Annotated in this window: 14 protein-coding genes and 1 tRNA gene; 9 read left to right on the top strand and 6 right to left on the bottom strand. The window is 71.3% G+C overall.

Annotation, left to right across the window (positions count from 1 at the left end; translation table 11 throughout):
- Positions 1-226: 226 nt before the first annotated feature.
- The 4 genes from AB0L59_RS13480 (at position 227) to AB0L59_RS13495 (ending at position 5,682) form a co-directional block, all read left to right on the top strand.
- Entirely contained in the window at positions 227-1,372 is a 1,146-nt protein-coding gene (locus AB0L59_RS13480) for a hypothetical protein (RefSeq protein WP_365582395.1), read from the top strand.
- A 735-nt stretch (positions 1,373-2,107) separates the two neighbouring features.
- Positions 2,108-3,298 carry a pyruvate dehydrogenase (acetyl-transferring) E1 component subunit alpha gene (gene pdhA / locus AB0L59_RS13485; protein ID WP_365582396.1) on the top strand — a complete coding sequence of 397 codons (1,191 nt, stop codon included), beginning with the start codon at positions 2,108-2,110 and terminating at the stop codon, positions 3,296-3,298.
- A 1-nt stretch (position 3,299) separates the two neighbouring features.
- Complete coding sequence (locus AB0L59_RS13490; protein ID WP_365582398.1) at positions 3,300-4,277, top strand: alpha-ketoacid dehydrogenase subunit beta; 978 nt, start codon at positions 3,300-3,302, stop codon at positions 4,275-4,277.
- Positions 4,278-4,287: 10 nt separating this feature from the next.
- Positions 4,288-5,682, top strand: coding sequence for a dihydrolipoamide acetyltransferase family protein (locus tag AB0L59_RS13495; protein ID WP_365582400.1), 1,395 nt, complete (start codon positions 4,288-4,290; stop codon positions 5,680-5,682).
- An 83-nt stretch (positions 5,683-5,765) separates the two neighbouring features.
- On the opposite strand, the gene AB0L59_RS13500 is transcribed toward AB0L59_RS13495, so the two are convergent.
- The 3 genes from AB0L59_RS13500 to AB0L59_RS13510 form a co-directional block, all read right to left on the bottom strand.
- On the bottom strand, positions 5,766-6,053 hold the full coding sequence (locus tag AB0L59_RS13500) for a hypothetical protein (protein WP_365582402.1): 288 nt from the start codon (positions 6,051-6,053) through the stop codon (positions 5,766-5,768).
- An 86-nt stretch (positions 6,054-6,139) separates the two neighbouring features.
- On the bottom strand, positions 6,140-8,494 hold the full coding sequence (locus AB0L59_RS13505; RefSeq protein WP_365582404.1) for a hypothetical protein: 2,355 nt from the start codon (positions 8,492-8,494) through the stop codon (positions 6,140-6,142).
- 2 nt (positions 8,495-8,496) lie between these two features.
- Positions 8,497-8,568 (bottom strand) — tRNA-Arg (locus tag AB0L59_RS13510).
- Between the two features lie 316 nt (positions 8,569-8,884).
- Between AB0L59_RS13510 and murJ the strand changes: the two genes are divergently transcribed.
- Both murJ and AB0L59_RS13520 read left to right on the top strand, forming a co-directional pair.
- Complete coding sequence (murJ, locus tag AB0L59_RS13515; RefSeq protein ID WP_365582737.1) at positions 8,885-10,453, top strand: murein biosynthesis integral membrane protein MurJ; 1,569 nt, start codon at positions 8,885-8,887, stop codon at positions 10,451-10,453.
- 118 nt (positions 10,454-10,571) lie between these two features.
- Positions 10,572-11,327 (top strand): hypothetical protein, encoded by a 756-nt coding sequence (locus tag AB0L59_RS13520; RefSeq protein WP_365582406.1) that lies wholly within the window; start codon positions 10,572-10,574, stop codon positions 11,325-11,327.
- A 539-nt stretch (positions 11,328-11,866) separates the two neighbouring features.
- On the opposite strand, the gene AB0L59_RS13525 is transcribed toward AB0L59_RS13520, so the two are convergent.
- Positions 11,867-12,778: a D-alanyl-D-alanine carboxypeptidase gene (locus AB0L59_RS13525; RefSeq protein ID WP_365582407.1), complete on the bottom strand. Its 912-nt coding sequence runs from the start codon at positions 12,776-12,778 to the stop codon at positions 11,867-11,869.
- A 189-nt stretch (positions 12,779-12,967) separates the two neighbouring features.
- Here AB0L59_RS13525 and AB0L59_RS13530 point away from each other — a divergent pair, with 189 nt between their 5' ends.
- Both AB0L59_RS13530 and AB0L59_RS13535 read left to right on the top strand, forming a co-directional pair.
- Entirely contained in the window at positions 12,968-13,642 is a 675-nt protein-coding gene (locus AB0L59_RS13530) for a GntR family transcriptional regulator (RefSeq protein ID WP_365582409.1), read from the top strand.
- Complete coding sequence (locus AB0L59_RS13535) at positions 13,639-14,949, top strand: MFS transporter (RefSeq protein ID WP_365582411.1); 1,311 nt, start codon at positions 13,639-13,641, stop codon at positions 14,947-14,949. The genes AB0L59_RS13530 and AB0L59_RS13535 overlap by 4 nt, the downstream gene beginning before the upstream one ends.
- 154 nt (positions 14,950-15,103) lie before the next feature.
- On the opposite strand, the gene AB0L59_RS13540 is transcribed toward AB0L59_RS13535, so the two are convergent.
- Positions 15,104-15,928, bottom strand: coding sequence for a maleylpyruvate isomerase family mycothiol-dependent enzyme (locus AB0L59_RS13540; protein WP_365582412.1), 825 nt, complete (start codon positions 15,926-15,928; stop codon positions 15,104-15,106).
- Between the two features lie 179 nt (positions 15,929-16,107).
- Here AB0L59_RS13540 and AB0L59_RS13545 point away from each other — a divergent pair, with 179 nt between their 5' ends.
- The gene (locus AB0L59_RS13545) at positions 16,108-16,902 is read left to right on the top strand and encodes a carbon-nitrogen family hydrolase (protein ID WP_365582414.1); all 795 of its coding nucleotides are present in this window, start codon (positions 16,108-16,110) and stop codon (positions 16,900-16,902) included.
- A gap of 55 nt (positions 16,903-16,957) precedes the next feature.
- Here the strand turns inward: AB0L59_RS13545 and AB0L59_RS13550 are convergent, their stop codons facing one another.
- Positions 16,958-17,452: an LURP-one-related family protein gene (locus tag AB0L59_RS13550; RefSeq protein WP_365582416.1), complete on the bottom strand. Its 495-nt coding sequence runs from the start codon at positions 17,450-17,452 to the stop codon at positions 16,958-16,960.
- Positions 17,453-17,471 lie beyond the last annotated feature (19 nt).

Consider the following 17,471-nt stretch of genomic DNA (forward strand, 5'->3'; position numbering starts at 1 on the left):
CGCAGATGTTAGGGCACGAAAAGCCGCTGTGAGCTGGGGCTTGTCACAGGCAGTCGTCGTCGGTCGCTTTTGGTCACGCGATGGACCGGGTCGCGCGTCCGCTCCACGGCGCCGGACGGCCGCCGCCGCGGCAAGTCGGTTGGTGGGGTTGGCCGTTGATGACACACCCTGCCAGGATGATCGCGCTCTGATCATGATGCCGTCTTCGGGGGAAACGACAGCCGCCATGAACACGACCGACGCCTATGACCGGCCGCCGTACCGCGTCCCGGCCCCGCCCGCGCGGCAGAGCGGTGCGGGTGCGTGGGCCCGGGACGTGCTGCTGCCGTGGCGGCTGGCCCGGCGGCTCTACGGGCCCTTCCGGATGTTCCGGTTCGGTGCGGGCGATGTCCTCGGCCTCGTCGGTCCGGGCACGGGCGGCCTCGGTCCGTACGGGCGCCCGGTGGTGTCCACCCTGGCCGAGCAGGCCGCCGATCCGCTCATCGAACGGCTCCTGCTGCCCCGGACCCTCCTCTGCCTCGGCGTTCTCGCGTTCGTCGTCGGCCTGTTCACCGGGGAGAGCGCGTTCGAGCCCGTCGAGCAGGGCTTCACCGACGCGCTGCTGATGCTCGGAACGGGCCCGGTGGCGCTGCTCCTGGCCTGCGGCCTGCTCGTCGCCCTGGCCCGTTCCGGCACGCGCGCGTGCGTGCTGCGTCTGTGTCTACGCCCGCTGCTGACCGCGCTGGTCACGGCCGCTTTCTGCGGTCTCTTCGGGTACTGGATGAGCCGCCACTACGACTACCTGCCCAGCGGTGTGACCTGGACGGTCCTGGGGGTGTTCGCCGGGCCCTGGTTCGTCGTCTTCTTCGGCTGCGTGCTGTTCCTGATCCACCGCAACAGCTTCGGCACCGGCGGCCATCCCCTGGTCCGGCCGCTGGCCGGTGTCCCTCTGGTCTGGCTGACGGCGTTCGCGCACTTCGTCCTGGTCGACGCGGTCCAGGCGTACCCGGGCTCCCGCCCGACGCCCGCCTACTGGGTGGCCCTGTTCGCCGGCCCGGTGGGGGTGACGATCAGCGCCGCGGCCGAGATCCGGCTGCTGCGCCGCCGCCACGGGGTCGGCTTCCGCGGCCCCCTGCCCGGCTGGCGCCCGTCGCTCCGGGTCACCCGGGTGCCCGACGGCATGGTCGCGCGCCTGAGCGCCGACGTGGCCGCGGGGGCCGCCTTCGGGTGGCCGCACTGGACGGACCGCAACGGCGTCGTATGGGCGCGGACACCGGCCGTCCACGCGCGCGAGGCGGTCATGTGGCCGTACGTCACCGCCTTCACCGAGCAGGTCAGGCCCACGCCGCGCTCCGAGGTGGAACGAACCGCGGGGCCGCTGCGGCCGTGCTGAGAAACGTGTCGCGAGCACATCGGGAACGCATGGTCGCTCTCTCGGCTTCCGGTTTTTTCCCGCCCGCATTCGGGCGACCTGAGCAGCCGTCGTGATCCGCGAGTGGGGAAAGCGGACCGGAGACGTGATTTCTTGATCGTTTTCTCCGCGACGCGCAGCGGCTTCGGCGCGCGCTGGGATCGGGTCCAACTCGCCGTGATCGCGTCGAAGCGGGCCTCGCGGTCCGGTGACCGCACGTCCAGCACCGCCGCCTCGGGGCGGGTGGCCGCAGCGCGCACGAAGGCGTCGGCGGCCGTGCCGGCCTCGCCGACCGCCTCGACGTGCGGCTCGACGGACGGCATCCCGTGGCCGCCCCGCCGGGCAATCCCGTGATCGCCGGGGACGAATATCCTGCTTTCCCCCTCTTCGTGCGCGAAGTCAGTCTCACACGCAAACTCTTCCCGTGACCTGGGTCAGCGGGATAACGTGCGGTTGCTCCGGCCTTTCGCAAGGCTGTGACCAGCACGCTTCCACCCCTCCTCGATTTACTTGGAAATCCAAGCAAAAACGCAGGTCAGGTGGGGTTTCACAGAAATGTGGAGCACTGGGTAACGTGATGGTTGCAGGGCGCTCGCCGGGGCACCTGTCACGCCTGTTCCCGGCCGAGTGGCACCCACCCCGTGCCCGGTGGTCGAAACAGGTGAGCCGCACTGGCCTACCGGCAACCCCGGGGGCCGGAACGACGGAGGAGCACACGTGACCGTGGACAGCAGTGCCGCGCGCAAGCCGCGACGCAGCGCCGCAGAAAAGGCCGGCACCACCGGCGCCAAGCGCACCACCCGCGCCGCCGCGAAGAAGAGCACCGAACCGGAGCTCGTCCAGCTGCTGACGCCCGAGGGCAAGCGGGTCAAGAACGCCGAGTACGACGCCTACGTCGCCGGCATCACCCCCGAAGAGCTGCGCGGTCTGTACCGCGACATGGTGCTCACCCGTCGCTTCGACGCCGAGGCCACCGCCCTGCAGCGCCAGGGCGAGCTGGGCCTGTGGGCCTCCCTGCTGGGCCAGGAGGCCGCCCAGATCGGCTCCGGCCGGGCCCTGCGCGCCGACGACTACGTCTTCCCGACCTACCGCGAGCACGGCGTCGCCTGGTGCCGCGACGTCGACCCGACCAACCTGCTCGGCATGTTCCGCGGCGTGAACAACGGCGGCTGGGACCCCAACAGCAACAACTTCCACCTGTACACGATCGTCATCGGCTCCCAGACGCTGCATGCCACCGGCTACGCGATGGGGGTGGCGAAGGACGGCGCGGACAGTGCGGTGATCGCCTACTTCGGCGACGGCGCGAGCAGCCAGGGTGACGTGGCCGAATCGTTCACCTTCTCCGCGGTCTACAACGCCCCCGTGGTGTTCTTCTGCCAGAACAACCAGTGGGCGATCTCCGAGCCGACCGAGAAGCAGACCCGCGTGCCGCTCTACCAGCGCGCCCAGGGCTTCGGCTTCCCCGGCGTGCGTGTCGACGGCAACGACGTGCTGGCCTGCCTCGCGGTCACCAAGTGGGCGCTGGAGCGCGCCCGCGTCGGCGAGGGCCCCACCCTGGTCGAGGCGTTCACCTACCGCATGGGCGCCCACACCACCTCCGACGATCCCACCCGCTACCGCGGCGACGAGGAGCGGGCCGCCTGGGAGGCGAAGGACCCGATCCTGCGCCTTCGCCGGTACCTCGAGGCCTCAAACCACGCGGACGAGGGATTCTTCGCGGAACTCGAGACCGAGTCCGAGGCGTTGGGCAAGCGAGTGCGCGAAGCGGTCCGCGCCATGCCCGACCCGGACCACTTCGCCATCTTCGAGAACGTGTACGCGGACGGGCACGCGCTCGTCGACGAGGAACGAGCGCAGTTCGCCGCCTACCAGGCGTCGTTCGCGGACGCAGAAGGGGGTCACTGAGATGGCCGAGAAGATGGCGATGGCCAAGGCCATCAACGAGTCGCTGCGCCGCGCCCTGGACACCGACCCCAAGGTCCTGGTCATGGGCGAGGACGTCGGCAAGCTCGGCGGTGTGTTCCGCGTGACGGACGGCCTGCAGAAGGACTTCGGCGAGAGCCGCGTCATCGACACCCCGCTGGCCGAGTCCGGCATCGTCGGCACCGCGATCGGCCTGGCCCTGCGCGGCTACCGTCCGGTGGTGGAGATCCAGTTCGACGGTTTCGTCTTCCCGGCCTACGACCAGATCGTCACCCAGCTCGCGAAGATGCACGCGCGGTCGCTGGGCAAGGTCAAGATGCCGGTCGTCGTCCGCATCCCCTACGGCGGCGGCATCGGCGCGGTCGAGCACCACTCCGAGTCCCCCGAGGCCCTCTTCGCGCACGTGGCCGGCCTGAAGATCGTCAGCCCCTCCAACGCCTCCGACGCGTACTGGATGATGCAGCAGGCCATCCAGAGCGACGACCCGGTGATCTACTTCGAGCCGAAGCGCCGTTACTGGGACAAGGCCGAGGTGGACGTCGAGGCGATTCCCGCCCCGCTGCACAGGGCCCAGGTCGTCCGCGAGGGCACCGACCTCACCCTGGCCGCCTACGGCCCGATGGTGAAGCTGTGCCAGGAGGTCGCCGCCGCGGCGGCCGAGGAGGGCAAGAACCTCGAGGTCCTGGACCTGCGTTCGGTCTCCCCGCTCGACTTCGACGCCATCCAGGCCTCGGTGGAGAAGACCCGCCGCCTGGTCGTGGTCCACGAGGCGCCGGTGTTCTTCGGTTCCGGCGCGGAGATCGCCGCCCGGATCACCGAGCGCTGCTTCTACCACCTGGAGGCTCCGGTCCTGCGGGTCGGCGGTTACCACGCCCCCTACCCCCCGGCCCGCCTGGAGGAGGAGTACCTGCCGGACCTGGACCGCGTGCTCGACGCCGTCGACCGCTCGCTGGCGTACTGAGGAGAGGGTCGTGACGACGATGACGGAAGCGTCCGTACGCGAGTTCAAGATGCCGGACGTCGGCGAGGGACTCACCGAGGCCGAGATCCTCAAGTGGTACGTCCAGCCGGGCGACACGGTCACCGACGGCCAGGTGGTCTGCGAGGTCGAGACCGCCAAGGCGGCCGTCGAACTGCCCATCCCCTACGACGGCGTGGTCCGCGCCCTGCACTTCCCCGAGGGCACCACGGTGGACGTGGGCACGGCCATCATCGCGGTGGACGTCGCGGGCGGGGCGGCACCCGCCGAGGCACCGGTGGAGCAGCCGAAGGCGGCCGCCGAGGAGCCGGAGGCCAAGCCGGAGGGCCGCCAGCCGGTGCTGGTCGGATACGGCGTGTCGACGTCCTCCACCAAGCGCCGCCCCCGAAAGGGTCCCGAGGTGAGTGTCCCGGCGCCGGCCCAGGCGATCCAGGCGGAGCTGAACGGCCACGGCCACGCCGCGCTCGCCGAGAAGCCCCGCCCGCTGGCCAAGCCACCGGTGCGCAAACTGGCCAAGGATCTCGGCGTCGACCTGGCCCTGGTCACCCCCTCCGGCCCGGACGGCGTCATCACGCGCGAGGACGTCCACGCGGCGGCCACGCCCACGGCCGCCGAGCCGTCGGCCGCCCCGGCCGCCGTCCCCGCCGCGCCCGTGACCCCGGCGCCGGTCGCGTCGTACGACGGCGCGCGGGAGACCCGCGTTCCGGTCAAGGGCGTCCGCAAGGCGACGGCGGCGGCGATGGTCGGTTCGGCTTTCGCGGCGCCGCACGTCACGGAGTTCGTGACGGTCGACGTGACCCGGACGATGAAGCTGGTCGAGGAGCTCAAGCAGGACAAGGAGATGCAGGGGCTGCGGGTCAATCCGCTGCTGCTGATCGCCAAGGCCCTGCTCGTCGCGATCAAGCGGAACCCGGACATCAACGCGTCCTGGGACGAGGCCAACCAGGAGATCGTGCTCAAGCACTACGTCAACCTGGGCATCGCGGCGGCCACCCCGCGCGGCCTGATCGTGCCGAACGTCAAGGACGCGCACGAGAAGACGCTTCCGCAGCTGGCCGAGGCGCTCGGCGAGCTGGTCTCGACGGCCCGCGAGGGCAAGACCTCCCCCGGGGCCATGCAGGGCGGCACGGTGACGATCACCAACGTCGGCGTCTTCGGCGTCGACACCGGCACGCCTATCCTCAACCCCGGAGAGTCGGCGATCCTCGCGGTCGGTGCGATCAAGCTCCAGCCGTGGGTCCACAAGGGCAAGGTCAAGCCGCGTCAGGTCACCACGCTGGCACTGAGCTTCGACCACCGACTGGTCGACGGCGAGCTGGGCTCGAAGGTCCTGGCGGACGTGGCGGCGATCCTGGAACAGCCGAAGCGATTGATCACCTGGGCGTGAGGGCTTCGGGCCGACAGCCTTGAAGCGTCGAGGGGACGGCCGCAAAATCGAGTTGCGGCCGTCCCCCTCTTCCTCTGGGTGTTTCAGGACTGGTTCAGCACGTACAGCGGTGCCCCGTCCTCGGCTCGCACCGTGACATGCCCTCCAGGCGTCCGCCGGTCGAGCAGGAGAACCTCGAGCCGGTCCGCGATCCGTTCCTTCGCCCGCACCATGGCCATGGTGGCCGCCAGAGCCTCCCCGGCCTCCTGGGCGGAAGCCGAGCCGCCCTCCGGGCCGGTGGCGTCCTGCGTCCAGTCCTTCCCCAACTGCCGGACCCGGCCCGCCGCGTCTGCCGCGACGGCGGCACGGACGCCACCGAGACCACCGTTCATCGACGGGAGCCGTCCCGTGCGGACATACACCCGCTGCGGGGGGGGGGCCAGTCTCTTCGTCAGCCGCGTCAGCCGCGTCAGCCGCGTCAGCCCGGCGTCGGCAGGCTTCCCCTCGGCGGCTGCCGCCCGTTCGGGGCCGGGTCCGCGCGGAACCAGTGCCCGCCGGTGCTCCAGCCCAGCAGCCGGCGGCCCGTGCCCGCGTCGGCGGGGGTCCCGGCCACGGCCTGGTGGAGGCCGGTGAGGGCGGGGTCGAGACGGGCCGCGACGTGCCAGGGGCGGCGGGCGGCCTCCTCGGTCAGGCGGTCCAGGACACGTCGCTGCTCCGTCGCGTCGCACAGCGACAGGTGGAACACCATCTGGCGCCAGGCGTAGGCGACATCCTTGATCGTGCCGAGCGGTCGCGGGTTGTGGTGCACACGCCCCGTCAGCAGACACACGGAGTCGAAGCAGCGCAGGGCCAGTTCGTCCCAGCCGACGCCGGGCTCGATGCCGACCCGGTGGACGAGAGTGGCCAGGTTGTGGGTGGTGAGGATCTGCGCCTGCTCGATCACCGTGCCGTTCCCGGCGACCCAGGAGCCGGAACTGCGCGTGCCCGGCGCCAACTCCGCGGCACGCTGAGCGCACAGCGCGGCGAACCCGGGCGACGTACGCACCCCGCCGGACCGGAGCGCGGCTTCCCCCGCCTCGACGACGGCGAGGTTGCGCACCGCCTGGTAGTCGACGGCGTAGTAGCGCTCGTAGAGGGAGCCGGCGAGGAGTTCGGCGGCGACCCGTGCGGCTGCCAGGAACTTCGGGGTGAACGTGCCCATGAAGATGTCCGCCGCGAGTTCCTCGACGAAGGGAGCCCCCAGTTCGGCCTGGCGCGCGAGCACGGACAGCTCGCGGATCAGGGGGTTGGGCAGGATCGTGTCGGGGAAGGCCCGCACCGCGAGCCCGCCCAGTTCCCGCAGCGCGGCGCTCGCCACCTCGTCCGCCCCCGCGTCGGCGCGCTGGGCGGTGACGGCCAGCACCCACGGCAGCTCCTCGACGCGCACCTGCCGCTGGAGGTTGAACAGCAGCAGGGAGCGGCGGTTGCGGAACGCGCGGTAGTTCGCGGCGGCCAGCGAACGCAGTGCCGGGTCCCCGTGCGCCGCGGCGGTGGTCGCGGCGACGAGCTGGGGAACCAGCTCGGCCAGGACCTCCGCGGAGGGGACGACACCGCGCTCCACGAGCGTGCCGACGGGTGCGCTGAGCGCTGCCTCGACGGGCCGGCGTACGGCGGGAGGGATGTCCGCGCCCGCGGGCACACCGCTCTCGCGGGCCTCCTCGGCGCTCACCGGTGCGATGACCGGCGCGACGTCGCTCACCCCGCCGTCCCGCGGCAGGCCGGACAGACGCCCCAGCACCACGCGGGCCAGCGCGTGGTGCGAGGGCAGCGCGGCCTGGGCGGCCTGCTCCCGGCGCAGCTTCGAGTGCTCCTCGGAACCGGGGCGGCCGCGCCGCCGGAGCATGGAGTCGACGGCGTGCCGGAGCAGCCCGAGCCGCCGCGGCTCCAGTGGCCGTCCGGCGACGGTCTCCTCCAGCGCACCGCGCAGGATGCCCAGGTTCTCCTTGGGCCTGCGGTGCTTGGTGCAGTGGGTGTGGCGCCGGGCCAGGTCGCGGTAGCGGCGCAGCAGTTCGGTGGAGCGGGCGTGCCAGACCGGGGCGTCGGCGGGGCTGGGGACGCGGACGCATCCCTCGTCATCCGTCACCTCCAGCCAGTGCTGCAGCAGTCGGTCACCGAAGGGGTGCCAGACGGCCAGGGCCTCGCGCTGGGTCTCGACGGCCGTGCTGGGGCGCCGGCGTCCGAGCGCGGCGGAAGCGTCGGCGACGGTGGAACGGTGTACGGCATCGGGCCGGGGCGCGGGCCGGTCGGACGGGCGGGGGCTGAACCGCAGCCGGTCCGCGAACGGCGCCAGCTCCTCGACCAGGTCCAGCGCGGCGTCCGGCTCGCCGGCCCGGACCAGCCAGGCCACGGTGAGCAGGGCGGCCTCTTCGGGAACGGTCACCTCGTAACGGCCGCTGTCGAGAAGCCCGTAGAGCTGGGCGAGCCCCTCCTCGGACAGGAAGTGCCCGAACAGCGCGCGCCGTTCCTCCGGCACACCTGCCCGGCGGGCGGCCGCGATCTCGTGGTCGAGCAGCGGGCCGGCCGCGCTGGGCGCGCCGGTGGCGAAGCCGCCCCGGACGACCTCGGGCGTGACCCACGCGGGCAGCCCGGCGACGGGCGTGCGGGAGCCGATCGTCAGCAGGCCGCTCGCCATTCCGGTCAGCACCGCCTGCCACCTGCGGCGGCGTTCCTCGCCGCGTCGGCGGGTCTCCGGATCCGGGTGGGCGACGGCCGCCCGGAGCGCGGCGGCGAGCTGGTCGATCGCGAATGCGGGGTTCGCCTGGGCGAGGTGCTGCTGCTCAGCGTCGTCGTTCATAGCCGACGTGGCGGGTTCCGCCCCCGCGCCCTCCGGGTCCGGAGCCCGGTGCTCTGCTGCTGAGCTACACGTCGATGGGGCGACGGTAGAGGGCGGCGGTGCGTTCATACAAACGGGTTTCCGACACTCTGGACCTGGTCTGCGTGGGCATGGCCTCGTCCGTGCCGTGGCCGGAGAGCGAGGAGGAAGCCGACCGCCACCAAGCCTGATTCGAGTCCCGGGCCGATGCTCGTCCTGAGCACCGCCACACGGGTTCGTTCCGCCGGTCACCTCGATCACGGTGGTTGGGCCCGGCTGCCGTAGATTTACCGCATGGTAACGGGGGAGAAGACCGCAGCTCGGCACGCGAGACCCCAGGCGAAGGCGGGGGTCGGGCGGGCGTCCGTGCTCATGGCCGGCGGCACCGTCGTATCGCGGGCCAGTGGGCTGATCCGGCAGGTGCTGCAGGGGGCCGCGCTCGGGACCGGGCTGCTGGCCACCACGTACAACACGGCGAACACCGTGCCGACCAGCCTGTACACCCTGCTGATCGGCGGCGCGCTCAACGCCGTGCTGGTGCCGCAGCTGGTGCGGGCCCGGGCCACGCATGCCGATGGCGGGCGGGCGTACGAGCAACGGCTCGTGACCCTCGTCGTCAGCGTGCTGACCGTCGGGACCGTGCTTGCCGTGTGGGCGGCGCCGGAGATCGTGAGCCTGTACATAAGGGATACGCCCAAGGACCACGAGGCGTTCCGGCTGACGGTCGTCTTCGCCCGGTTCCTCCTGCCGCAGGTCTTTTTCTACGGGCTTTTCGCCATTCTGGGGCAAGTGCTGAACGCGCGGGAGAAGTTCGGCGCGATGATGTGGACGCCGGTGCTCAACAACGTCGTCCTCGTCACCATGTTCGGTGTCTATCTCGGGATGATGACAGTCCCCCACTACGTCGCCGACGTCACCGACACGCAGGTCCGCTGGCTCGGTCTGGGGACGACCCTCGGGATCGCCGTCCAGGCCCTCGCCCTCATCCCCTTCGCGCGCGCCGCCGGCTTCCGGTTCCGGCCGCGGTTCGACTGGCGGGGCGCGGGGCTCGGCTCCGGGATCCACGCGGCCAAGTGGACGCTGCTGTTCGTGCTGACCAACCTGGTCGGGCTCACCGTCGTCACCAACTACGCCAACGCCGCGGACGCACGGCTGCCGAAGGCGGGCGTCGGCTACACGGCGTACAGCTACGCGCAGACCATCTGGATGCTGCCCCAGTCCATCGTCACCGTCTCCCTGGTCACGGCTCTGCTGCCGCGCATGAGCAAGGCGGCGGCCGAGGGGAGGATCGGCGATCTGCGCGCCGACCTGTCCCGGGCACTGCGGGTCAGCGGGGTCGTCATCGTCCCGGCCGCCTTCCTCTTCACCGCGCTCGGGCCGGACATCGCCGTCCTCCTCTTCGCGCACGGCGCCGCCGATCCGGCCACCGCCGCGCCGCTCGGCCACATGCTGCAGGCCTTCGGGCTCGGGCTGATCCCGTTCTCGGCCCAGTACCTGCTGCTGCGCGGCTTCTATGCCTTCGAGGACACCCGTACGCCGTTCCTGATGGCCGTATGGACCCAGTTGGTGAACATCGCGCTCGCCACCGCCTGCCACCTGCTGCTGCCGGTGCGGTGGGCGGTCACCGGCATGGCCGGCGCCTACACCGTCTCCTACTTCGTCGGACTCGTCCTCACCGCCCGCCTGCTGGCCCGCCGCACCGGCGGCCGGCTCGACGACGGCACCCTGCGCGGCACCTATGCCAAGCTGCTGTGCGCCGGAGCCGTCGCGGCGGCGGCGGGCTGGGCGGCGGCGCGGGGCTGCGCCGGTGTGCTGGGGAACGGTACGGCGGGATCCGTCCTGACGACCGCCGTCGGCACGCTGGCCCTCGCCGTTGTCCATCTGCTGCTGGCCAGGATGCTGAAGGTCGGCGAACTCCGGCGGATACCCGGTTTCCGCTGACGTCGGGCGCATCGCTGCCACCCGGCGGGCGGCCCTGACGTCATATCAGGGACGGCTCGGGGTGCTGTCGGGGACTTCACGGATGGTGAGGGAACGGCCACGGCGGCACGCTGGTGACATGACGAAATCCGCTGCCGCTCGCCCCGGTTCCTCTCCCGTCCGCCGTGTCGCCGCCGTCGCGGGCACCGCCCTCCTCGCTGGTACGGCGGCGGTGTGCGCGCCGGGTGTCGCCTACTCCGCGCCGCGCGTCGCCGTCGCGCCCGCTGCCGATTTCGGTGACTGCCCACCACTGCCCGACGGCGTCGACTCGACCCGATGGAGATGCGAAGTGCATACGGCCGCACCGCGGTTGACCCTCGGCAGCGTCACGGTGAACCTCGCCCCGATCACCATGACGCACGCCGAGGGCCCGATGCCGGACGGCGGCAACGGGCAGGTGTGGGGCGCGATGCACAGCTCGCCCACCGCCATACCCGGAGGACTGACCGGCACCCCCGCAGGCGATCGCACGCCCGTCCTGGGATTGGCGATACAGCCGGAGTACGGCGGCCGGTCCGACTTCTACACCGGCCAGTTCAGCCTCCGTTTCCGGCTTCTGGGCCGGCTGCTGCCGCACGGCTGCACCATAGGGGCCGACGCCCCCATCGACTTCCAGCTGAAGCGCTCAGGTCCCTCCAAGTGGGTCTCCCAGGATCCCCCGGTGATCGAGTTCTCGGCGTACGACGACACGTTCGCGGCCCCGGCCGCCGGACACTGCGGGCCGCTCACCGGAACGCTCAACCACCGGCTCGGCCTGCCGGCTGCCACGGGAAACCTGCTGTCGTACGACGCCTCGTACACCTTCAAGACCTACGCCCCGCTCCCGGCGAAGTAGGACGGCAGGGACAGAGAGCCCGGCTCAGGCCCGCCGCCGCAGCGCGTTCAGCACGGGCCGCGCCCCGTTCGGCGTCGTCCACGCTCACCGCGAAGTCCGTACGGCGACCCCGCGGCCGTCTGACCAGACAGTCGCCGGCGCGGAGCATGACCGTGGCGCCGAGGCCGCTGAGGCGGTAGCCCCAGCCGCCGACCTGGGACGGCAGCCAGTGCTCGGCGCGGGCGGACTCGATGGCGGCCGGGGGCCAGCGACGGGCGGGCCGGCCCGAGCGGGCCGAACGACACCTCCAGGTCCGTTTCCGACACCTTCGCCTGCGCCGGGGAGCAGATCGCCGCGGCCGAGGGAGGCGAGGCCCCAGCCCGCGCACAGCGGCCACAGTGCGGCGGGGTTGGCCAGGCGGACGGCCAGGGCCACCCCGGTGCCGGCGGCGACCAGGCCGGTCGGCGCGGCCAGCAGGTGCAGCCAGGGGTTGGCCGCGCGGGAGAGACGACAACGGGCCCGCCGCTTGTCGCGACGGGCCCGTGAGTGCCTGGTGTGACTCAGCCGAGCCTGGCGAAGCCGTAGGTGAGGAGCTTCTTCGCGTCCGCCTCACGGTTCGGGATGGAGGTGGAGGCGAGGACGGTGCCGATGATCGTCTTCCCGTTCCGGGTCGCGGCGAAGACCAGGCAGTAGCCGGCCTCCGGGCCGGAGCCCGTCTTCACACCGATGGTGCCGCTGTAGCTGCTGAGCAGACCGTTGGTGTTGGTCCACGGAGCCATCGTGCGGGTGCTGCCCGTCTTGGTGATCGTCTTGGCGGTGTACGACTTCGTCTTGACGATCGCGCGGAACGTGGAGTTGTTCATCGCGCTGCTGGCGATCTTCGTCAGGTCGCGCGGCGTCGAGTAGTTGGTGCCGTTGCCGATGCCGTCGAAGGAGTCGAAGTGCGTGTTCGTCAGGTGCAGGCTCTTCGCGGCCGCGTTCATCTTGCCGATGAAGTTCGACACGCGCGCGGCGCGGGTGGAACCGGAACCGTAGGTGTCGGCCAGCGCGTAGGCGGCGTCGCAGCCGGACGGCAGCATCAGGCCGTACAGCAGCTGGCGGACGGTGACCTTGTCGCCGACGATGAGGTGCGCCTGGGAGGCGTTGTTCTTGACGACGTAGTCGCTGTACGCCTTCTGGATCGTCACCTTTTTGTCGAGGTTGAGGTTCGACTGCGCGAGCACGACCTTGGCGGTCATGATCTTGGTGGTGGAGCCGGTGGAGCGCTTGGTGTCCGCCGCCTTGGTGTACAGCGTCGAAGCGTTCGCGTTGTTCATCACGTAGCCGCCCTTGGCCACGATCGAGGGCGTGGTGACGGCCTGAGCGGGCGCCGCGGTGAGGGCACCGGCCGCGAGCAGGGCGCCGGAGGTGACGGCGACGGCGGCGGCTCTGCGGATGCGCGTGTTGCGGGTGCCCTTAATGCCGGTAATCAAAGTGATATACCCCGATTGAGTTGAATGCCCCTGAAGTGCGGCCGAGTTGAGGTGGCAAGAGCAAGGGGCCGCACGTGTGAGACACGTAAGTAGCACAGAAGGTTGTGCGGGCGCTGAAAGCGATGTGCGTCGCGTCCGGATGCTGGACGCCGCTGCCTCTTGCGTACGTGTTGTATCTATCCTGTGGCCATGGAGACGGCCGTACAGCACCCCACTCGCCGACACGACAAGCCGCCGCCCGCCGCCGACCGTGTGTACGCCCACGTCAAGCAGGGTGTGCTGGACCGCCGTTACGAGGGCGGCACCCTGCTCACCGAGGGCGAGCTGGCCGAGGCCGTCGGAGTCTCGCGCACCCCCGTGCGGGAGGCTCTGCTGCGGCTGGAGGTCGAGGGCCTGATCCGGCTCTACCCGAAGAAGGGCGCGCTGGTCCTGCCCGTCTCCGCGCAGGAGATCGCCGACGTGGTGGAGACCCGCCAGCTGGTCGAGGAGCACGCCGCGCGCAAGGCCGTACCCGCCCCGCCCGGCCTGCTGCAGCGGCTGACCGAGCTGCTGGAGCTGCAGAAGACGCAGGCCGCCGCCGGTGACCTGGCCGCGGCCGCGGTCACCGACCGCTGCTTCCATGCCGAGATCGTGCGCAGCGGCGGCAACGAGATCCTGTCCCGGCTCTACGACCAGCTGCGCGACCGGCAGTTGCGGATGGGGGTCGCCGTCATGCACTCGCACCCCGACCGGATCGCCAAGACCCTCGCCGAGCACGAGGAGATCCTGGACGCGCTGCGCTCCGGGGACGCGGAGGCGGCCGTCGAGGTCGTGCACCGGCATGTGAGCTGGTTCGAGCACCTCGCGCGAGGTGAGGTCCGATGAACGGCTCGGGAAGCAATCTCACCCTTCCGGGTGATCCGCCGGGCGGCCGGCGTGCCGTCACCGTGTGGTCCATAGGCGTCGCCGTCTACTTCGTCGCCGTCATCTTCCGTACGTCGCTGGGTGTGGCGGGACTGGACGCCGCGGACCGCTTCCACGTCAACGCGTCCGCGCTGTCGACGTTCTCCATCCTCCAGCTCCTGGTCTACGCCGGGATGCAGATACCCGTCGGTCTGCTGGTCGACCGGCTCGGCACCAAGAAGGTGCTGAGCATGGGCGCCGTGCTGTTCACGGCCGGACAGCTCGGCTTCGCGTTCTCTCCTTCCTACGGCACCGCGCTCGCCTCCCGCGCCCTGCTCGGCTGCGGGGACGCGATGACCTTCATCAGCGTGCTGCGGCTCGGCACCCGTTGGTTCCCGGCCCGGCGCGGGCCGCTGGTCGCCCAGCTCGCGGGGCTGGTCGGCATGGCGGGCAACCTGGTCTCCACGCTGGTCATCGCCCGTCTCCTGCACGGCATCGGCTGGACCCCGGCGTTCGCCGGCAGCGCGCTCGCGGGAGTCGTCGTCCTCGTGCTGACCCTGCTCCTCCTCAAGGACCATCCCGAGGGGTACGAGCCCGAGCCCGTCGCGCACCAGGGCGCGGCCTACGTCCGCAAGCAGATCGCGGCGGCCTGGCGGGAGCCCGGCACGCGCCTCGGGCTGTGGGTGCACTTCACCACCCAGTTCCCGGCGATGGTGTTCCTGCTGCTGTGGGGCCTGCCGTTCCTGGTCCAGGCGCAGGGCCTCAGCCGGGCCACGGCCGGAGAACTGCTCACCCTGGTCGTGCTGTCCAACATGGTGATCGGGCTGGTCTACGGCCAGATCGTCGCCCGGCACCATGAGGCGCGGCTGCCGCTGGCGCTGGGGACGGTGGGGGCGACGGCGCTGCTGTGGGCGGTGACGCTGCTGTGTCCGGGCGCGCATGCGCCGATGTGGCTGCTGGTGGTGTTGTGCGCGGTGCTCGGGGCGTGTGGGCCGGCGTCGATGCTCGGCTTCGACTTCGCTCGGCCCGCCAACCCGCCCGAGCGACAGGGAACGGCGTCCGGTATCACCAACATGGGTGGTTTCGTCGCCTCGATGACGACGCTGTTCGCGGTAGGGGTGCTGCTGGATGCCACCGGGGACGACTACTCCGTGGCGTTTTCGGCGGTGTTCGTGCTGCAGGCGCTCGGGGTGTCCCAGATCCTGCGGCTTCGTGGGCGGGCTGCCCGGCGTGAGCGTGAGCGTCTGGTGGCGAGCCGGGTGGAGACGGTGCACGTCCCCGCGGCCTAGCCGTGCTCTTGCGCCCGCGCACCACCTGTTTCCACCCGCCCGAGAAGCCGGACGATCCGCTCGGCTCCCCACCGCCGGCGACTTCCCGCCACGGCGTCACGTGAGGTTCCGCCCGCGGGGCCCCCGAAGCCGTGCGGAAGCGGCGCGGTCTCGGTTACGGCGTCACCGTGAAGTGGCGCAGGATCGCGGTCGTCAGATCCGGGTCGCCCTCTGTCTTCACCCGGTCCGCCACCGCCTCCGGGGTGACGCGGCCGCAGGCGAGGCGGACGTAGGTCTCCCAGTCGAGGGTGAGGGTGGCGGCGGGGCCGAGGGCCGGGGCGGTCTCCAGAGTGCCCCGGCCCTGGATGTCGACGCGGATCGTGCGCAGGAACTCCACCGGGCCGTGCACGTCGAACACGATCGCCGAACTGCGCGGCGCCCCCGCGTCCTTCGCCACGACCTTGGGGAGTGCTTCCAGAAGGACGTCCCGCACGACGTACGCGCCGGGCGAGTCCAGGTTGCCGGGGCGGCCGAGGGCGGTGCGCAGGTCCTGCTCGTGCACCCACACGTCGAAAGCGCGGTCACGGTAGGCCTGTTCCACCGTGATCTCCGTGCTCAGCGGACCGCGCACCGTGGTGCCGGGATCGCGGGACTCGCCCCGCAGCTGGCGGTTGCGGCGGATGACCGTGTACTCCAGCTCGGCCGTCATCTCCGGCGCCGTGTGGTGGCGGCGGACGTCGACCTGCATCTCCATGTACCGCTGGTGCTCGGTGGTGACGTGGAAGAGGTCACGGGGGAGCGAGTGGATGGGGCGCGGGTCGCCGAGCAGCTCGCAGTCCATGCCGATGACGTGCGACACGATGTCCCGGACCGACCAGCCGGGGCAGGGGGTCCGCCGGTTCCACTCGCCGTCCGCCAGCGACTGGACCATCTCGGATATCGCTTCGATGGAGTGCGTCCAGGCGTCGGCGTAGGGCTGGAGGGTGGGATGCAGACTCACGGAACGGGACCCCTCGGCGGTCGGTACACGGGCAGGATGTGGCGGCGTTGCCAGCGGGCGGCGGCACGGCGGCGGGTGTCTGGAACGCTAAGTTACGCTGCCTCCAGGCAGCCCGGCAGTGCTTTCGTGTGACGATCGTAGGCCCGTGTGGACGACTCGAATGCCAGGACGGTGGTAGTGTGCGCGCCTCGCTGATCCAGATCGCCGTGAACGAGGACGAATCGGTCGACTCCCGGCGGCGGCGGGTGGCCGCGCTGGTGCGGGAGCAGTCCGGTGCCGATCTCGTGGTCCTGCCCGAGCTGTGGACCACCGGCGCCTTCGCCTACGAGGAGTTCGGCCGCGAGGGCGAGCCGCTCGAAGGGCCGACGTACGAGGTCATGGCAAAGGCCGCGAGCGACGCGGGCGTGTGGCTGCACGCGGGGTCGATTCCCGAGCGGGACCCTGAGGGGCCGCTCTACAACACCTCTCTGGTCTTCTCCCCCTCCGGTGAGCTCGCTGCCGCCTACCGCAAGATCCATCGCTTCGGCTTCGACAAGGGCGAGGCCGTGCTGATGGGTGCCGGACGGGACCTGGTGACGGTCCGGCTGCCCGGGACCACGCTCGGCATGGCCACCTGCTACGACCTCCGTTTCCCCGAACTCTTCCGTGGACTGGTCGCCGCGGGCGCCGAGACCCTGGTGATCCCGGCGGGCTGGCCCGAGCGGCGGCGCGCGCACTGGACGCTGCTGGCTCGGGCGCGGGCGGTGGAGAACCAGGCGTTCGTGCTCGCTTGCGGAACGGCCGGGACCCATGCGGGAGTTCCCCAGGCCGGTCACTCGATCGTGGTGGATCCGTGGGGCGAGGTGCTCGCCGAGGCGGGTGCGGACGAGGAGGTCCTCACCGTCGAGTTCGATCCGGCTAAGGTGGCGACGACACGCGAGCAGTTCCCGGCGCTGAAGGACCGTGTGCTGGGCCTGGAGCCGCCCAGGCGCTGAAGGAACCCGTACTGGGTCCGCAGCCGCCCCGGCGCGGGAGAGGCCTTTTCGGACCTCAGTGGTCCTCCCGCTCCTTCTGCGCCAGGTGGATCACGCACACCGCCACGGCGATGAGCAGGGCCGGGTCCGCGTCCTCGCGCACGATGTCGACGCCGTAGGTGTCCCGGAGCGACAGCCAGCGGCGGGAGATCACGGCGAGGAGTTCGCCGTCGTACTCGACGGCGAACTCGTGGTCGAGGATCTTGCCGCTGACGTCCAGCTCGGTGCCGTCGACCAGGGACACCCGGTAGTGGTTGCGCAGCAGGGACAGCCGTTTGCGCCTGATGGTGGCCAGACCCTCGCCGTCCCGCTCGACCACCATGGTGTCGCGCAGCGCGAACATCTTCTGGTGGATGTCGATCAGCACGCGCCCGTGGGCGTCCTTCAGCTGGAAGGTGTCCCGCAGCCGCATGGCCTTGCCGTCGACGAGGAAGACCTTCCGGCCGTGCTCGTCCTCGATCCAGTAGTCGTCACCGATGCCGAGCAGCCGGTCGTGTACGAGGAGTCTCATGCGGGTACCGTTCCCCGCC

It is taken from the genome of Streptomyces sp. NPDC052109, assembly GCF_040680195.1.
GTDB lineage: Bacteria > Actinomycetota > Actinomycetes > Streptomycetales > Streptomycetaceae > Streptomyces.